Below are 17521 nucleotides of genomic sequence, written 5' to 3'. Positions count from 1 at the left end.
GCAGCAGGATGGAAAGTATGGATCTTGCGGCATCCTTTTGCTTTTTTGGAGGAATACAATCGATGAAAAACTGGGTACTGCTTAGAAAGGGAGGAAATTTTACAGAGCTGGGGAAACGGTTTGGGATCCGGCCGAGAACAGCGGCGCTGATCCGCAACCGGGATATTATCGGAGAGGAGGCTTTTGACCGTTATCTGAATGGAACCATCGCGGATCTGTATGATGGAATGCTTATGAAAGATATGGATAAGGCGGTGGATCTTCTGAAGGAAAAGATTGTGGAGAAACAGAGTATCCGCATTATCGGAGATTATGACATTGACGGAGTCAATGCTACATATATTCTTCTGGAGGGGTTGAAAGGACTGGGCGCAGAAGTGGATTATGACATCCCGGATCGTGTCAGGGACGGATACGGGTTAAATATTGATCTGATTGACCGTGCGCTGGATGACAATATTGATACAATTGTGACATGTGACAACGGAATCGCAGCGCGCGAAGAGATCGCGTATGGGAAAAGTATGGGAATGGCTGTCGTTGTAACAGACCATCATGAAGTGCCGTATGAAGAATACGAAGACGGTACACGCGGCTACCTGATTCCGCCTGCCGACGCGGTGGTGGATATCAAAAGAGAGGACTGCCTGTACCCGTTCAAAGGACTGTGTGGAGCAGCTGTGGCCTACAAGCTGGTCGAGGCACTTTACAATGCCATGGGAAGAGATCCGGAAGATGTGGATTATCTGATGGAAAATGTAGCCATCGCGACGGTAGGAGACGTTATGGATCTGACCGACGAAAACCGGATTTTTGTAAAACAGGGGCTGGAAATGCTGAAGAGAACGAAAAATCCGGGACTTGCCGCGCTGATGGAATGTACCGGAGTCCATACGGACCGACTGTCTGCCTATCATATCGGCTTTGTGATCGGACCGTGCATCAATGCCGGGGGGCGTCTGGATACAGCCAGACGGGCACTGGAGCTCCTGTGCGCAAAGACAAAAAAAGAAGCGGACCTTCTGGCGGGAGATCTGAAAGCTCTCAATGACAGCCGGAAGAATCTGACAGAGGAAGCAGTGAAAGAGGCGGTGGTCCAGGTGGAGACAACCGGATTAAAGGAGGATAAAGTACTTGTGGTGTATCTGCCAAAATGTCATGAAAGCATAGCGGGAATTGTGGCAGGACGTCTGCGGGAGCGGTACTACAAACCGGTGTTTGTCCTGACAAAGGCAGAAGAAGGAGCAAAAGGCTCCGGGCGGTCGATTGAAACCTACCATATGTACGATGAGCTGAGCAGATGCAAAGATCTTCTGACACGTTTCGGCGGACATCGTCTGGCAGCGGGGCTTTCGCTCCCGGAAGAAAAAATTCTGTCTCTTCGGAAAAAACTGAACGAAAATACGACAATGACGGAAGAAGACCTGACGGAGAAAGTTGTGATCGACATGCAGCTTCCTCTGTGTGAGATTACCGAGGATTTTGTGCAGGAACTTTCTCTTCTGGAGCCGTTTGGGAAAGGAAATACGAAACCGGTGTTTGCCCGGAGAAAGCTGCTTTTTCGGCGGGGACGGGTTATCGGAAAGCATCAAAATGTGTTGAAACTGGAAGTAGAAGATGCGGACCACACCACTATGGATGCCATCTTTTTTGGTGATCTGGAGACCTTCTTTTCCTGTCTGTCACAAAAGTACGGACCGGATGCAAAAGACCATCTTTTATATGGAAGAGGAAATCCGATTTTGATGGATGTTACTTACTATCCGGGGATCAACGATTACATGGGAAGAAGGACGCTTCAGATTACAATTCTCGATTATCGGTAATACTGATAAGAAAAAAGGCAGGATTACGCGAAAAACCTGTAGAATGCTCTGCTTTACACATTCTGGAAATAATGATATACTAAAGGATATATTCCAAAAAACGACATAATATTTGAGAGTAAAGCAGTGAAGAAACAGGTAAAGGAGGGGAATGATATGGCAGAAAAAATCAGACCGGAAGAAGTTACGACAGAAGTCCGCCAGGGGATGCGGATTGTGGACGGCCATGCTGTAAAAGAGCCTGAGGACTATCAGGACCCGGATGAGCTGTACCGTTATCTGATCGGGCATATCCATAAATATCACCCGTCAGCAGATGTTTCGCTGATTGAAAAAGCATATCAGCTGGCGAGCAAGGCCCATGCAAATCAGTTCCGAAAATCCGGAGAGGCATATATCATTCATCCTCTTTGGGTAGGCATTATTCTGGCACAGCTTGAGATGGACAAGGAAACGATTGCGGCCGGCATTCTGCATGATGTGGTAGAAGATACCGAGGTTACAAAAGAGGATATTGAAAAAGAATTCGGAGAGGAAGTAGCGCTTCTTGTGGATGGTGTTACAAAGCTGGGACAGCTTTCCTATTCTTCGGATAAGCTTGAAATGCAGGCGGAGAATTTAAGAAAGATGTTTCTCGCCATGGCAAAGGATATCCGTGTCATCATTATCAAGCTTGCCGACCGCCTTCATAATATGCGCACGCTGCAGTTTATGAAGCCGGAGAAGCAGAAGGAAAAAGCGAAAGAGACGATGGACATCTATTCTCCGATCGCCCAGAGACTCGGTATTTCCAAAGTGAAGACAGAGCTGGATGACCTTGCGCTTAAGTATCTCCATCCGGAGATTTTCTATGACCTGGTGCAGCAGATTAATGAGAGAAAGACCGAGCGGGAAGAGTTTGTGGCTCAGATTGTAAGGGAAGTCTCACAGCATATGGAAAATGCCCATATCAGGGCGGAAGTCAATGGAAGAGTCAAGCATTTCTTCAGTATCTACAAAAAGATGGTTAATCAGGATAAGACGGTAGACCAGATTTACGATCTTTTTGCAGTACGGATTATTGTTGACACGGTGAAAGACTGTTACGCGGCCCTCGGCGTGATCCATGAGATGTATACACCGGTACCTGGCAGGTTTAAAGATTACATTGCCATGCCGAAGCCGAATATGTATCAGTCACTTCACACGACGCTGATGAGTTCCGTCGGACAGCCGTTTGAGATTCAGATCCGTACAAAGGAGATGCACAAGACGGCCGAATACGGAATCGCAGCCCACTGGAAATACAAAGAGTCCAATGACGGAAAGAAGAATATCAAGGCTCAGGAAGAAGAAAAGTTAAGCTGGCTCCGCCAGATCCTCGACTGGCAGAAAGACATGTCGGATAACCGGGAGTTTTTGAATCTGATCAAAGGAGACCTGGATCTGTTCGCGGAAGATGTGTACTGCTTCACCCCGAATGGAGATGTCAAAAATCTTCCGAACGGTTCCACGCCGATCGATTTTGCATACGCGATCCACAGTGCGGTGGGAAATAAAATGGTCGGTGCAAGAGTCAACGGAAAACTTGTCAAAGTAGACTACAAGATTCAGAACGGCGACCGCATCGAGATTCTGACTTCTCAGAATTCCAAGGGACCGAGCCGCGACTGGCTGAACATTGTCAAGAGCACGCAGGCTAAGAACAAGATCAACCAGTGGTTCAAAAAGCAGTTTAAAGAAGAAAATATTGTCAAAGGAAAAGAAATGCTGATTTCCTACTGCAAGGCCAAAGGCTATGAGCAGGGTAATCTGATGAAACCGAAATATCAGCAGATCGTGCAGCAGAAATACGGCTTCAAGGACTGGGATTCCGTCCTTGCGGCAATCGGACACGGCGGACTGAAAGAAGGTCAGATTGTTAACCGTCTTGCAGAAGAATATAACAAAGACCACAGACAGGAGATTACGGATGAGGCTGTACTTGAAAAGGTAGCAGAGGCATCGAAGAACGTGGTACACATCGCAAAATCGAAAAGCGGTGTCATTGTCAAAGGAATCGATGACATGGCGGTGCGCTTTTCCAGATGCTGTAATCCGCTTCCGGGCGATGAGATCGTAGGATTTGTAACCAGAGGAAGGGGTCTTACGATTCACAGGACAGACTGTATCAATGTCCTTCATCTGACAGAGAGAGAGAGAGCAAGACTCATTCCGGTAGAATGGGAGGCCGATGCTGCGGAAACTTCCGAAGGCAAATATTTTGCGGAAATCAAAATGTTTGTGGAAGATAAGCCGGGTATGCTGATGGAGATTTCCAAAGTCTTTACCGAGGCGGAGATCGATATCAAGACGATGAATGTGCGCACAAGCAAGAAGGGCGTATCTACCGTGGAGATGGGATTTGTTGTAAGAGGAAAAGAAGAGATGGGACGCCTTGTAGGCAAACTCAGACAGATTGAAAATGTAATTGATATAGAAAGGACGACGGGCTAAAGAAAGGCCGGGGCAAAAAAAGATGAAGATTCAGACATTTGTAACAGGCATTATCGGGACAAATACCTACGTTTTATACGATGAAAACACAAAAGAGGCCGTGCTGGTCGATCCGGCAGCATGTCCGAAAAAGCTGATGAACTTTATTCAGGAGGAGGGCCTTGACATGAAGGCTGTTCTCCTGACCCACGGACATTTTGACCATATTATGGGAATCCAGGATTTCCGGAAGGTCTATGATGTGCCGGTTTACGCAGGGGAGAGGGAAGCGGCGCTTTTACAGGATGCCCACTGGAATCAGTCCGATATCTATACGAACGGATACACGTTTTCCGATGCGGTCTATGTAAAAGACGGAGAAATGCTCCACATCGCCGGTTTTGACATTCAGGTGTTTTTTACGCCGGGCCATACGCCGGGCGGAGTCTGCTATTATCTGGCGGATGAGGGAATTCTCTTCAGCGGGGATACTCTGTTCCACCATTCTGTAGGACGCACGGATTTTGAGGGAGGAAGCATGTCAGATCTGGTACGCGGGATTGAGGAAAAGCTCCTCTGTCTTCCGGATGAGACGAAAGTCCTGCCTGGTCATATGGATGCGACCACCATCGGCGAAGAGAAAAAATACAATCCGTTTTTGAGAAAATAAAACGCGGGAGAGACTATGATGAAGCTGACATGTAATGATACTTTATACACATATGACGCGTATCATCTGTTGAAAGCTTTTTATCCGGACGAAGAAATCGAACAGCAGGTTAATGAAGAGCAAGAGTCACAGGTCAGGATCGAGACAGACCGTGATTCTTGTTTTTGTGTCAGCCTGGCCGGAGAAAAAGGTGAAATCGGGCAGATGGACAGAAGCAGGAGAAAGCATCTGGTAGTAAGTGCACTTTATGAGAAACTGAGTAAAATGGCAGGAAAGAAACTGCCGTGGGGAAGTCTCACCGGGGTGCGGCCGACCAAAATGTTCATGCAGAAATTAGAAGAAGGAGTGCCGGATCAGGAGATTCTGAACTGGATTGAAAAGGAGCACTTTGTCTCGGAAGAGAAGGCGGAACTGGGACTGGCAATTGCAAAAAGGGAAAAGGAGCTGTTGTCCAGACTGGATTACGAGAATGGATACAGTCTCTATATCGGAATCCCGTTCTGCCCGACAACCTGTGCATATTGTTCCTTTACTTCTTACCCGATTGCGCAGTATCTTGATCGGATGGACGATTACCTGGATGCGCTCTGCCGGGAGCTTTCCTATATTGCAGATGTTTCCAAAGAGAAAAAACTCAATACGATCTATCTGGGAGGCGGGACGCCGACATCCCTTAGTGCATCCCGGCTTGACCGTCTGCTGACTCATCTGGAGCAGCAGTTTTCCTATGAACATCTTCTGGAGCTTACCGTGGAGGCCGGGCGGCCGGACAGCATCACAAGGGAGAAGCTGGAGGTTTTAAGAAACCACGGAATCAGCCGGATTTCAGTCAATCCTCAGACCATGCAGCAGAAGACACTGGATCTGGTAGGAAGAAGGCATACAGTGGAGGATGTGGTGCAGACGTTTCGTCTGGCCAGGGAACTCGGCTTTGAGAATATCAATATGGATCTGATTGCCGGACTGCCTGGGGAGGCGCCGGAAGATATGGAAGATACGCTGCGGCAGATCCGGGAGCTTCACCCGGACAGTCTGACGGTGCATGCCCTTGCCATCAAGCGGGCATCGAGACTGCGCCAGGAACAGAGAAGCGGAGAAGGCTTTACAGGTCACCTGCTTTCGGCAGAAGACCTGACGGCCATGATCGATGCGGCGTACCGGTGCGCGGAGGAGATGGGGCTTGTCCCGTACTATCTGTACCGCCAGAAAAATATGGCCGGAAATTTTGAGAATGTCGGATATGCAGAGGTTGACAAAGCGGGAATTTACAATATACTAATTATGGAGGAAAAACAGTCGATTATTGCGGCGGGAGCGGGTGCTTCCACGAAGATTGTCCTCCCGGAGGAAGTAGAGATGCCGGGCAGCAAAAAGAAAAAGATGACAAATCTGATCCGCATTGAAAATGTGAAAAATGTGGACGAGTACATTGCCCGGATTGACGAGATGATAGAGCGAAAAGGAGAATGGCTATGGCGTTAAAGAAAAAACCGGTCACCGGAATGAACGATATGCTCCCAAGAGAGATGGAAATCCGTGACTATGTGATACAGATGATCAAAGAGACATACCGTACATTTGGATTTTCTTCGATTGAAACTCCGTGTGTGGAACACATTGATAATCTTCTCAGCAAACAGGGAGGAGAAAATGAGCAGCTTATCTTCAAAATTTTAAAAAGAGGGGCGAAGCTGAATCTGGAGACAGCAAAGACAGAGGCGGATCTGGTGGACGGAGGACTCCGTTACGATCTGACACTGCCGCTTTCCAGATATTATGCAAATCACGCGAATGAACTGCCGTCTCCGTTTAAGGCACTGCAGATCGGAAATGTGTGGAGAGCAGACCGTCCGCAGAGAGGAAGATACCGCCAGTTCATGCAGTGCGATATCGACATCCTGGGCGAGCCGTCCAATCTTGCGGAGATCGAGCTGATCCTTGCCACAAGTACACTCCTTGGAAAACTGGATTTCAAGAACTTTACTATCCGGATCAATGACAGACAGATCTTAAAGGCAATGGCTGCTTTCAGTGGATTTGCTCCGGAAAGCTTTGACGAAGTATTCATCATTCTGGACAAGATGGACAAGATCGGTCTGGAAGGTGTGGAAAGCGAGTTAAAAGAAGCGGGATATGAAGCACAGGTTGTGGAGACTTACCTGACACTGTTCAAGGAAGTGACACGTGATGTGGAAGGTATCCGTTACCTGAAAGAGAAGCTTGATGGATTTCTGGATCCGGAAGTGGCAGACGGCCTGGAGACGATCATTTCCAGCGTGGAAGCGGTAAAAGAAGCGGAGTTCAAGATGAGCTTTGACCCGACACTTGTCAGGGGAATGTCCTACTACACCGGTACGATTTTTGAGATCTCCATGGATGAGTTCGGAGGATCAGTAGGCGGAGGCGGACGCTACGACAAGATGATCGGAAAGTTTACGGGACAGGATACGCCGGCATGTGGATTTTCCATCGGATTCGAGCGGATTGTCCTGCTGCTTTTAGAAAGCGGCTATCAGGTTCCGACCAGGAAGGAAAAGAAAGCATTCCTGATTGAAAAAGGAATGCCGTCGGAAGGCATTACCCGAATCCTGGAGCTTGCGAAAGAAGAACGGGCAAAGGGATGTCAGGTTCTTGTTTCCAATATGAAGAAAAACAAGAAATTCCAGAAAGAGCAGCTTGCGCAGGACGGCTACACGGATGTGACAGAGTGCTTTGTACGGGAATTTGCGCCAAAGAGCGAAGAATAGAGCAAGAATAAATGGAGGAAGAGAAAATGGCAGAATCAATGAAAGGTCTGAAAAGGACCCACCGTTGCGCAGAACTTGGCACAGCGAATATCGGTGAGACCGTCACCGTCATGGGGTGGGTGCAGAAGAACAGAAATAAAGGCGGTATTATCTTTGTTGACTTAAGAGACCGCTCCGGGATCCTGCAGTTGATATTTGAGAACGGAAGTATCGATGAAGAAGGATTTGAAAAAGCAGGAAAGCTCAGAAGCGAGTTTGTCATTGCGGCAGTAGGAACCGTGGAGGCACGTTCCGGAGCTGTCAATGAAAATCTTGCTACAGGGGCCATCGAGATACGTGTGAAAGAGCTTCGGATCCTGTCCGAGTCCGAGACTCCGCCGTTCCCGATTGAGGAAGACAGCAAGACAAAGGAAGAACTGCGTCTGAAATACCGGTTCCTGGACTTAAGAAGACCGGATATGCAGCGGAATCTCCGCATGAGAAGCCAGATCGCCACACTGACGAGACAGTTCCTGGCAGATGAAGGATTCCTTGAAATCGAGACACCGACACTGGTAAAGAGTACACCGGAAGGAGCAAGAGACTATCTGGTACCAAGTCGTGTACATCCGGGAAGCTTTTATGCGCTGCCGCAGTCTCCTCAGACATTAAAGCAGCTGCTGATGTGCTCCGGATGCGACCGCTATTTCCAGCTTGCAAGATGCTACCGGGACGAAGATCTCCGTGCAGACCGCCAGCCGGAATTTACACAGATCGACATGGAGCTTTCCTTTGTTGATGTAGATGATGTTCTGGAAGTCAACGAGCGTCTCCTTACTTATTTGTTTAAAGAAGTTCTGGATGTGGATGTAAAGCTTCCGATCCAGAGAATGACATGGCAGGATGCAATGGACCGCTACGGTTCCGACAAGCCGGACACCCGTTTCGGAATGGAGCTTGTCAATGTCAGCGAGATCGTAAAGGACTGCGGATTCGGCGTCTTTACCGGAGCTCTGGAGCAGGGCGGAAGCGTCCGCGGAATCAATGCCAAAGAACAGGGTGCAATGCCGCGTAAAAAGATTGATAAGCTTGTAGAATTTGCAAAAGGATATGGTGCAAAAGGACTTGCATATATTGCGATTCAGGAAGATGGAAGCGTGAAATCCTCCTTTGCAAAATTCATGACAGAAGAGGAAATGGTTTCCCTGATCCAGGCAATGGACGGACAGCCGGGAGACCTTCTGCTCTTTGCGGCTGACAAGAATAAGATTGTATGGGATGTACTTGGAAATCTCCGTCTTGAAATTGCAAGACAGCTGGATCTTCTGGACAAGAGCCAGTACAATTTCCTCTGGGTAACAGAGTTCCCGCTGCTTGAGTGGAATGAAGACGAGAACCGTTTCGTGGCAATGCACCATCCGTTTACCATGCCGATGGAGGAGGATCTTCAGTATCTGGACAGTGATCCGGGAAGAGTGCGCGCGAAAGCATACGATATTGTATTAAATGGAACCGAGCTCGGCGGAGGAAGTGTCCGAATCCACCAGAATGACATCCAGACAAAGATGTTTGAAGTGATCGGATTTACAAAAGAAGAGGCCGAAGAGCAGTTCGGATTCCTTCTGAATGCGTTCAAGTACGGGGTACCGCCTCATGCAGGACTTGCCTACGGACTGGACCGTCTTGTCATGCTCATGGCGAAAGAAGACAGCATCCGTGATGTCATTGCATTCCCGAAGGTGAAAGATGCATCAGACATGATGCTGGAGGCACCGTCTGAAGTAGCAGTAAAACAGCTGGAAGAGCTGGGAATCGGTGTCATCAGAAAAGAAGAGGCGGAAGCGGAAACAGAAGAGTAATTTCGTGAGAAAGAAGAAAAAGGGTGTTGTGGGAAACTGCAGCATCCTTTTCAATTAACAGAAAACTTTGTCCTTTGTTCTGAGAGTATCTGGCATACAGGTTTCGGGGATACAGCTGTCTGAGAAAAGAAAAAACACGATTCATTTGAATCGTGTTTTAAGAGCGACAGACGGGGCTCGAACCCGCGACCCCAACCTTGGCAAGGTTGTACTCTACCAACTGAGCCACTGTCGCATGAATATCAAATTTTGAAAAAGAAGAGCGACAGACGGGGCTCGAACCCGCGACCCCGACCTTGGCAAGGTCGTACTCTACCAACTGAGCCACTGTCGCTTAATGTTTTTTGTTCACTCGGAACAAAATGTATGATACTATAAAAGAAAAGAAATGTCAACATGTTTTTTAAAAAAATTTTAAATAGAATTTACAAAGAACCGGGGGTGTCAAAATGGAGCAGAACAGTACAAAAACAGTATGGAATGAAAGACGGATGGACGGAATCGATCTGAGTGGTAAAATCCTGGAATGGGGAGATTTTACCGCCGTCAGTTTCCGGAATGCCGACTTTACAGGGTGCAGGCTTTCTAATTCAAGATTTCGGGACTGTGATCTGGAAGGAGCAAAATTTTGCAGGGCAGATTTGCAAGGGGCGGACCTTCGGGGATGCAGTCTTAAAAATGCAGACTTCCGGGGTGCGGATATCCGGCTTTCAACACTGGAAAATGCAGACCTGACCGGGGCGCGCATGGATGAGACAACCGTGGGGTATCCTATGCGCTGCCCGGAGAAAGGAGCGTTTGTAGCATACAAGAAATGTGTGTATGACCGGATTGTACAGCTCCTTGTTCCGGCAGATGCAAAGCGGAGCTCGGCCACAGGTCCGACATGCCGGTGTGATAAGGCAAAAGTACTGACAATCAGAAACTTTGACGGCACAAGGGAATTTGATGAGGCATGGTCGCTGGTGGATGAAAACTTCGTCTACCGGAAAGGGGAGTGGGTATACGCTGACTCTTTTACAGAAGACCGGTGGAAAGACTCCACTCATGGGATCCATTTCTGGATGACGAGAGAGGAGGCAATGGCATACTGAGAAATCTCTTTACGATCAGAGGACTTCGTGCTATAATCAGAGACGAAATGAACAGGCAGAGTAGAAATATGTGCGTTAAGTGCCATTCGGACGGGGAGTTGCCGGTGGACGAAAAGAAATTTCTTGCGGTACATATTTCGCATCCCGCTGCTGCACATAGACAGAGATTGATATACCTGCTGTGCGTGGCAAAAGGACTACTGCAAAGGAGGTATATTTTTATGGAAAAATGCAAGAAACTACGAGACATGTTCCGGGAATCAGCCCGTGAACTCAAAGACAGCCATACCATGGTTGTCATAGCGATGCTTCTGGCACTCGCTGTGGTGCTGGGATTTTTTGGAACCGTGCAGGTGACGGACTTTCTGAAGATCGGATTTTCCTTCCTGCCAAATGAACTGGCAGCAATGCTGTTTGGACCGTCTGTGGGCGGTATTGTCGCGGGAGCGGCGGATATTCTGAAGTATCTGGTAAAGCCGACGGGAGCCTTTTTCCCGGGATTTACCATCAGTGCCGTGGCGGGCGGCATCCTCTATGGAATGGTTCTGTACCGGAAGCCGCTTTCCGTGGGGCGGATTGTATTTGCGAAAGTACTTGTCGCAGTTCTGGTCAACACCTGTCTGAACACGTACTGGCTTACTGTCATGTACGGAAGTTCCTTTGCGGCGCTGCTTCCGGCAAGACTTCTGAAACAGATGGTGATGGTGCCGGTGGAGACGGTGCTGTTTTATCTCGTAGTACGGACATTATCCAGAGCAAAAGTATTTGCATTGATGAAATCAAATTAAAATGGAGAAAAACGGAGGTAGCAATATGAGTTATGCGGATCAGGTATTTGTCAGCATGTGCAGAGACATTATCGATCACGGCACAAGTACAGAAGGAGAAAAGGTGCGGCCAAAGTGGGAAGACGGAACACCTGCCTATACGATCAAGAAGTTTGCGGTTGTAAACCGGTATGATCTTGCGAAAGAATTTCCGGCACTGACCCTTCGGAAAACAGGGATCAAGAGCTGTACCGATGAGATGCTCTGGATCTGGCAGCGCAAATCCAACAACATCCATGACCTGAAACCTCATATCTGGGACAGCTGGGCAGATGAAGACGGATCCATCGGAAAGGCGTACGGATATCAGATGGGAGTGAAACATCAGTATAAGGAAGGAATGATGGATCAGGTAGACCGTGTTATCTATGATCTGAAGCACAATCCGTACAGCAGGCGGATTCTGACCAACATCTATGTTCATCAGGATCTGCATGAAATGAATCTGTATCCGTGTGCATACAGCATGACCTTCAACGTGACGAAGCGTCCGGACAGTGAAAAACTGGTGCTGAACGGAATCCTGAACCAGCGTTCCCAGGACGTGCTGGCGGCAAACAACTGGAATGTCTGTCAGTATGCGGTGCTGATGCATATGATGGCGCAGGTTTGTGACATGCAGGTGGGCGAGTTTGTTCATGTGATCGCGGACGCGCACATTTATGATCGTCACATTCCGCTTGTGGAGGAGCTGATTTCAAGAGAGCAGCACGAAGCGCCTAAATTCTGGCTGAACCCGGATGTAAAAGATTTCTATGACTTTACGCCGGATGACGTCCGTCTGGATGATTATGCGACAGGACCACAGATTAAAAATATTCCGATTGCGGTATAAAGAAGAGGAGGCACACAGATGAATCTGATTGTGAATGTAGACAAAAACTGGGCTATCGGGAATAAAAACAAGCTGCTTGTCAGCATCCCGGCAGATATGAAGTTTTTCCGGGAGACAACAACAGGAAACGTGGTTGTTATGGGCAGAAAGACACTGGAAAGCTTTCCTGGCGGACAGCCGTTGAAGAACAGAACGAATATCGTCCTTACAAGAGACGCGCATTATCAGGTAAAAGGAGCAGTTGTAGTACACAGTCTGGAGGAACTTCTGGAGGAACTGAAGCAGTATCCGGATGAGAGTATCTATGTGATCGGAGGGGAGAGCGTTTACCGGATGATGCTCCCGTACTGTACCGAGGCTTATGTGACAAAGACGGACCATGCCTATGACGCGGATACATATTTCCCGAATCTGGATGAAGAGGAAGACTGGATCCTGGAAGGAGAGTCTGACGAGCAGACATATTTTGATCTGGAATACATATTTACAAGATACAGAAAAAGAACTACAAAAGACTGATGCCGGAGAAAAAGCTTGACAACAGATATCCCCACCCCGTATAATGTCAATAATTACTTTAACGAGACAGAGAAATGTAGTGAGTGGGAGGAGTACCTCCCGGCCGGATGCAAAGAGAGAAGGCGGGTGGTGGAAGTCTTCGTGACGGCGGGTGGGAACTGGCCCATGAACAGCGGACTGAAAAGGTCTTATCCGATGCAGGAAGTAAGATGTGATTAGGCTCCGACGTTGTTCCAGCGTTATCGGGAAACAGTATGAAAGTACTGGTTGAGTGCAGAGAAATTCTGAAGTTAGGTGGTATCACGGAGTTATTCGCCCTAAGCAAAGGCTTAGGGCGTTTTTTTCTACAGGAAGTCTTTTCGGATGCCCTGGGGAATAAAATTTCCGTACAGATGCAGGGAAGAATAGAGAGCCTTGACAAGGAGAAGGAAAAGGAGGAAACGGCATGAGGAAAATCAGTGGAAACAAGCTTCTTGTAAAAGCATTAAAAGAAGAAGGTGTGGATACGCTCTTTGGTTATCCGGGGGCATGTACGATTGATATCAGCGATGAGCTTTATAAACAGGGAGATATCAAGATCATTCTCCCAAGGCACGAGCAGGCGCTGGTTCACGAGGCGGATGCTTACGCAAGATCAACGGGCAAGGTCGGGGTCTGCCTTGTAACAAGCGGACCCGGAGCGACGAACCTGGTAACCGGTCTTGCCACGGCAAACTATGACAGTGTGCCGCTTGTATGTTTTACAGGACAGGTGGCGCGGCATCTGATTGGAAATGACGCATTCCAGGAGGTCGACATTGTAGGAATTACAAGAAGCATCACCAAATACGGAGTGACGGTACATAGAAGAGAAGATCTGGGAAGAATTATAAAAGAAGCGTTCTACATCGCAAGAAGCGGGAAACCGGGACCTGTTCTCGTAGATCTTCCGAAAGACGTGATGGGTGAGCTTGGCTCTCCGGAATATCCGTCAGAGGTCAATATCCGCGGCTATAAGCCAAACACCAGCGTTCACATCGGCCAGTTAAAACGCGCGGTCAAGCTGTTAAACCACGCGAAGAGACCGCTGTTTCTTGCAGGAGGCGGAGTGAATATTGCGGAAGCCAATGAAGCCTTTACAAGACTTGTGGAAAAGACGAAAATTCCGGTGGTCACAACGGTAATGGGAAGAGGCGCTGTTCCGACGAATCATCCGTATTATGTGGCAAACCTTGGTATGCACGGAGCCTACGCAGCCAATATGGCGGTGGAAGAGTGCGATGTGCTGTTTTCCATCGGTACAAGATTCAATGACCGGATCACAGGAAAGCTGCATGCGTTTGCGCCGAACGCAAAGATTGTACATATCGATATTGATACGGCGTCCATCTCCAAGAATATCCATGTGGATGTGCCGATTGTAGCGGACGCAAAGGAAGCAATCGAAAAGATGCTGGAGTACGCGGAAGAGAAGGATACAAAAGAGTGGATGGAGAAAATTCAGGGCTGGGAGCAGGAACACCCGCTTCAGATGAAGAAGAGGGGAAATGTCATGCTTCCGCAGGATATTATCGAGGGAATCAATCATGTTTTTGATGAAGGAATCATTGTAACGGATGTAGGACAGCATCAGATGTTCGCGGCACAGTATGCGGAGATTACGCCGAAGAAACGCCTTCTGATGTCGGGAGGACTTGGCACGATGGGATATGGATTCCCGGGAGGAATCGGAGCAAAGATCGGCAATCCGGATAAACCGGTGATCGTTATTTCCGGTGATGGAGGCATGCAGATGAATATTCAGGAATTTGCCACAGCGGTTCTCGAAGAGCTGCCGATTATTATCTGTGTTCTGAATAATACCTACCTTGGAATGGTGCGTCAGTGGCAGAAGCTGTTTTACGGCAAACGCTACGCCATGACCAATCTTCTTGCAGGGGCTGCTCTGCGCCGCGGGGATGAAAAGCTGCCGGAATATACACCGGACTTTGTGAAACTTGCAGAAAGCTACGGGGCAAAGGGAATGCGTGTGGAGAAGAAAGAGGATATCGAGGCGGCACTTCTGGAAGCCTCAAAAGAGACGAAGGTACCGACACTGATCGAATTCATCATTGATCCGGAAGAAGTGGTCTACCCGATGGTGAAGCCAAACGGTACGCTCCATGAGATGCTGATGGACTGCTAGAGAAGGAGGAAATGGAAATGAATGGAATGTTGAAAAAAAGATGGATCTCTCTTTATGTGGAAAATCAGATTGGTGTGCTTTCCAAGATTTCCGGGTTGTTTTCGGCAAAATGCTATAATCTGGAAAGTCTGACGGTGGGACGGACAGAAGACCCGACGATTTCCAGAATGACGATCGAAACGCATTGTGATGAGGAGACTTTTGAACAGATTAAAAAACAGCTGAACCGGATGGTGGAAGTGATCAAGGTCATCGATTTTACGGATCTTTCAGTCTGCATGAAGGAGATCCTGTATGTCAAAGTGAAAAAATGCAGTCTGGAGGAAAAGACAGAGCTTTTCCAGATTGCCGAGACCTTCAAGGCGGAAGTGATCGATTACGGGAAAGACAGTATGCTGCTTGAATTTTTGCAGACGGCCACCAAAAATGATGCGGTTGTCAAGCTTTTGAAAGAAGAATTCCGGGATGTGGAAGTCGTGCGGGGCGGAAGCGTCGGAATTGAAGCAATCAGTATGGCAGAGCGGTAGCAGGAAAATCATACGGATTCAAAAAAACAGAGCGCACTCTTGAATTTTTTCCAAAACAGTCTTATACTAGAAAAATAAGAAAACAAGATTGGAGTGGATGGAAATGGAAAAGAAAAATTTGGACTGGTCAAATCTGGGTTTCAAGTATATCCAGACCGATAAAAGATATGTTTCCAATTTTAAAGACGGTGCGTGGGACGATGGATGTCTGACATCCGATGCCAGTATCGTACTCAACGAGTGTGCGGGTGTGTTCCAGTATGCACAGACCGTATTTGAAGGATTAAAGGCATACACAACAGAAGACGGAAAGATTGTAACATTCCGTCCGGACTTAAATGCTGAGAGAATGATTGATTCGGCAAAGAGACTGGAAATGCCGGCATTTCCGAAAGAGCGCTTTATCGATGCGGTTACACAGACAGTAAAAGCAAATGCCGCATGGGTACCTCCATTCGGTTCCGGGGCAACCCTTTACATCCGGCCTTATATGTTCGGTTCCAGTCCGGTGATCGGTGTGAGTCCGGCGGCTGAATACCAGTTCCGCATTTTAACCACTCCGGTCGGACCATATTTTAAAGGCGGAGCAAAGCCGATTACGATCAAGGTTTCTGATTTTGACAGAGCGGCACCGCACGGAACCGGCCATATCAAGGCAGGACTGAACTACGCCATGAGCCTTCATGCAATTGTGACAGCACACGAAGAAGGCTATGCTGAAAACATGTATCTCGACGCCGCTACAAGAACAAAGGTAGAGGAGACAGGCGGAGCCAACTTTATCTTTATCACAAAAGATAAAAAAGTTGTAACACCGAAATCATCCTCCATTCTTCCGTCCATTACAAGACGCTCGCTCCTTTACGTGGCAAAAGAGTATCTTGGGCTTGAGACAGAAGAACGGGAAGTGACTCTGGAAGAAGTTCCGGAATTTGCGGAATGCGGACTGTGCGGTACAGCTGCCGTTGTTTCTCCGGTGGGCAAGATTGTAGACCACGGAAGAGAAATCTGTTTTGCAAGCGGCATGGATGAGATGGGACCGGTGACAAAACAGCTCTATGACACATTGACAGGAATCCAGATGGGGCGGATCGAGGCTCCGGAAGGATGGATTCATGTAATTGAATAAGGAAAATGGAACAGATCCTCCGGGCAAGATGTCCGGGGGATTTTGATTTCCCCTTTAAAAAATATGGAAATCATGCTATAATAAGCCGGATTTATAGTCGGCGGGAGATGATCAAATGGATGCATATACAGGATTTGCGGAAGTATACGATACATTTATGGACAATGTCCCATATGCAGAATGGACAGAATATTATGCGGGGATTCTGAAAGAAAACGGAATCCGGGACGGGCTCGTTCTGGATCTTGGATGCGGCACCGGAAGCATGACAGAGCTTCTGGCAGGGCTTGGCTATGACATGATTGGAGTGGATAATTCGGAAGAGATGCTGGAGATTGCTTCGGAGAAGAAAGCGGCTTCCGGACATGATATCCTTTATCTTCTTCAGGATATGAGGGAGTTTGAGCTCTACGGTACGGTCCGCGCAGTCATAAGCGCCTGTGATTCCGTCAATTATATTACGGAGCCCGAAGAGCTGGCAGAGATGTTTGCACTGGTGAACAACTATCTGGATCCGGGCGGACTGTTTTTGTTTGATTTTAATACAGAATATAAATACAGGGAGATCCTGGGGGATACAACGATTGCGGAAAACAGAGACGAGTGCAGTTTTATCTGGGAGAATTTTTATGACCCTCAGGAGCGGATCAACGAGTATGATCTGACGATTTTTGTACGTGAGGGAGAACTGTACAGAAAGTTTGAAGAAACCCATTTTCAGAGAGGCTATACGGTCAGGGAAGTGACGGACTGCCTGAGGGAAGCCGGCATGGAACTTGTTGCGATGTATGACGGCTTTACGAAAGAGCAGCCGGACGAAGAAAGCACCCGCATCTGTGTAGTGGCAAGAGAATGTGGAAAGAACAGAGCCGAATAAAGAAAGAAATGAGG

The 17521-nt window shown here is 47.9% G+C and carries 14 protein-coding genes, 2 tRNA genes, 1 riboswitch and 1 other annotated feature; of the genes, 14 read left to right on the top strand and 2 right to left on the bottom strand.

Annotated elements, in window-relative coordinates; all coding sequences use genetic code 11:
- Window positions 1–8: 8 nt before the first annotated feature.
- From recJ to aspS, 6 genes are all read left to right on the top strand, one after another.
- Entirely contained in the window at window positions 9–1826 is a 1818-nt protein-coding gene (gene recJ / locus B5E64_RS09645; protein WP_330616788.1) for a single-stranded-DNA-specific exonuclease RecJ, read from the top strand.
- Window positions 1827–2033: 207 nt separating this feature from the next.
- Window positions 2034–4301, top strand: coding sequence for a bifunctional (p)ppGpp synthetase/guanosine-3',5'-bis(diphosphate) 3'-pyrophosphohydrolase (locus B5E64_RS09640; RefSeq protein WP_343284057.1), 2268 nt, complete (start codon window positions 2034–2036; stop codon window positions 4299–4301).
- A gap of 22 nt (window positions 4302–4323) precedes the next feature.
- Window positions 4324–4950, top strand: coding sequence for an MBL fold metallo-hydrolase (locus B5E64_RS09635; protein ID WP_087168309.1), 627 nt, complete (start codon window positions 4324–4326; stop codon window positions 4948–4950).
- A 15-nt stretch (window positions 4951–4965) separates the two neighbouring features.
- Window positions 4966–6432: a coproporphyrinogen dehydrogenase HemZ gene (gene hemZ, locus B5E64_RS09630; protein WP_087168308.1), complete on the top strand. Its 1467-nt coding sequence runs from the start codon at window positions 4966–4968 to the stop codon at window positions 6430–6432.
- The gene (gene hisS / locus B5E64_RS09625) at window positions 6423–7697 is read left to right on the top strand and encodes a histidine--tRNA ligase (RefSeq protein ID WP_087168307.1); all 1275 of its coding nucleotides are present in this window, start codon (window positions 6423–6425) and stop codon (window positions 7695–7697) included. Before hemZ ends, hisS begins: the two co-directional genes overlap by 10 nt.
- A 26-nt stretch (window positions 7698–7723) precedes the next feature.
- Entirely contained in the window at window positions 7724–9535 is a 1812-nt protein-coding gene (aspS, locus tag B5E64_RS09620) for an aspartate--tRNA ligase (protein ID WP_087168306.1), read from the top strand.
- Window positions 9536–9697: 162 nt separating this feature from the next.
- Here the strand turns inward: aspS and B5E64_RS09615 are convergent.
- Together B5E64_RS09615 and B5E64_RS09610 are read right to left on the bottom strand one after the other, a co-directional pair.
- Window positions 9698–9770, bottom strand: a tRNA-Gly gene (locus B5E64_RS09615).
- A gap of 26 nt (window positions 9771–9796) precedes the next feature.
- Window positions 9797–9869 (bottom strand) — tRNA-Gly (locus tag B5E64_RS09610).
- Between the two features lie 115 nt (window positions 9870–9984).
- Here B5E64_RS09610 and B5E64_RS09605 point away from each other — a divergent pair.
- From B5E64_RS09605 to B5E64_RS09560, 8 genes are all read left to right on the top strand, one after another.
- Window positions 9985–10629, top strand: coding sequence for a pentapeptide repeat-containing protein (locus tag B5E64_RS09605; protein WP_087168305.1), 645 nt, complete (start codon window positions 9985–9987; stop codon window positions 10627–10629).
- Window positions 10630–10683: 54 nt separating this feature from the next.
- A riboswitch (THF riboswitch) is annotated at window positions 10684–10781 on the top strand.
- A 69-nt stretch (window positions 10782–10850) separates the two neighbouring features.
- The gene (locus B5E64_RS09600; RefSeq protein ID WP_207651995.1) at window positions 10851–11417 is read left to right on the top strand and encodes a folate family ECF transporter S component; all 567 of its coding nucleotides are present in this window, start codon (window positions 10851–10853) and stop codon (window positions 11415–11417) included.
- Window positions 11418–11442: 25 nt separating this feature from the next.
- The gene (gene thyA / locus B5E64_RS09595) at window positions 11443–12291 is read left to right on the top strand and encodes a thymidylate synthase (protein WP_087168304.1); all 849 of its coding nucleotides are present in this window, start codon (window positions 11443–11445) and stop codon (window positions 12289–12291) included.
- An 18-nt stretch (window positions 12292–12309) separates the two neighbouring features.
- The gene (locus B5E64_RS09590) at window positions 12310–12810 is read left to right on the top strand and encodes a dihydrofolate reductase (RefSeq protein WP_087168303.1); all 501 of its coding nucleotides are present in this window, start codon (window positions 12310–12312) and stop codon (window positions 12808–12810) included.
- 70 nt (window positions 12811–12880) lie between these two features.
- Window positions 12881–13133, top strand: a binding site (T-box leader).
- Between the two features lie 122 nt (window positions 13134–13255).
- Window positions 13256–14974: a biosynthetic-type acetolactate synthase large subunit gene (gene ilvB / locus B5E64_RS09575; protein ID WP_087168300.1), complete on the top strand. Its 1719-nt coding sequence runs from the start codon at window positions 13256–13258 to the stop codon at window positions 14972–14974.
- Window positions 14975–14991: 17 nt separating this feature from the next.
- On the top strand, window positions 14992–15501 hold the full coding sequence (ilvN, locus tag B5E64_RS09570) for an acetolactate synthase small subunit (protein WP_087168299.1): 510 nt from the start codon (window positions 14992–14994) through the stop codon (window positions 15499–15501).
- Between the two features lie 88 nt (window positions 15502–15589).
- Window positions 15590–16630, top strand: a complete 1041-nt coding sequence (locus B5E64_RS09565; protein WP_330616786.1) for a branched-chain amino acid aminotransferase — start codon at window positions 15590–15592, stop codon at window positions 16628–16630.
- A gap of 115 nt (window positions 16631–16745) precedes the next feature.
- Entirely contained in the window at window positions 16746–17507 is a 762-nt protein-coding gene (locus B5E64_RS09560; protein ID WP_087168297.1) for a class I SAM-dependent methyltransferase, read from the top strand.
- Window positions 17508–17521: the final 14 nt, after the last annotated feature.

This window comes from Drancourtella sp. An12 (assembly GCF_002160935.1).
Lineage (GTDB): Bacteria > Bacillota > Clostridia > Lachnospirales > Lachnospiraceae > Sellimonas > Sellimonas catena.
This window is presented reverse-complemented; position numbering and strand designations above follow the sequence as displayed.

Excerpts from the sequence above, each read along its gene's own strand:
- hisS (WP_087168307.1), top strand. The coding sequence starts at position 6,423 with ATGGCGTTAAAGAAAAAACCGGTCACCGGAATGAACGATATGCTCCCA.
- hemZ (WP_087168308.1), top strand. The coding sequence starts at position 4,966 with ATGATGAAGCTGACATGTAATGATACTTTATACACATATGACGCGTAT.
- B5E64_RS09640 (WP_343284057.1), top strand. The coding sequence starts at position 2,034 with ATGCGGATTGTGGACGGCCATGCTGTAAAAGAGCCTGAGGACTATCAG.
- B5E64_RS09560 (WP_087168297.1), top strand. The coding sequence starts at position 16,746 with ATGGATGCATATACAGGATTTGCGGAAGTATACGATACATTTATGGAC.
- ilvN (WP_087168299.1), top strand. The coding sequence starts at position 14,992 with ATGAATGGAATGTTGAAAAAAAGATGGATCTCTCTTTATGTGGAAAAT.
- recJ (WP_330616788.1), top strand. The coding sequence starts at position 9 with ATGGAAAGTATGGATCTTGCGGCATCCTTTTGCTTTTTTGGAGGAATA.
- thyA (WP_087168304.1), top strand. The coding sequence starts at position 11,443 with ATGAGTTATGCGGATCAGGTATTTGTCAGCATGTGCAGAGACATTATC.
- B5E64_RS09635 (WP_087168309.1), top strand. The coding sequence starts at position 4,324 with ATGAAGATTCAGACATTTGTAACAGGCATTATCGGGACAAATACCTAC.
- B5E64_RS09590 (WP_087168303.1), top strand. The coding sequence starts at position 12,310 with ATGAATCTGATTGTGAATGTAGACAAAAACTGGGCTATCGGGAATAAA.
- aspS (WP_087168306.1), top strand. The coding sequence starts at position 7,724 with ATGGCAGAATCAATGAAAGGTCTGAAAAGGACCCACCGTTGCGCAGAA.
- ilvB (WP_087168300.1), top strand. The coding sequence starts at position 13,256 with ATGAGGAAAATCAGTGGAAACAAGCTTCTTGTAAAAGCATTAAAAGAA.
- B5E64_RS09605 (WP_087168305.1), top strand. The coding sequence starts at position 9,985 with ATGGAGCAGAACAGTACAAAAACAGTATGGAATGAAAGACGGATGGAC.
- B5E64_RS09600 (WP_207651995.1), top strand. The coding sequence starts at position 10,851 with ATGGAAAAATGCAAGAAACTACGAGACATGTTCCGGGAATCAGCCCGT.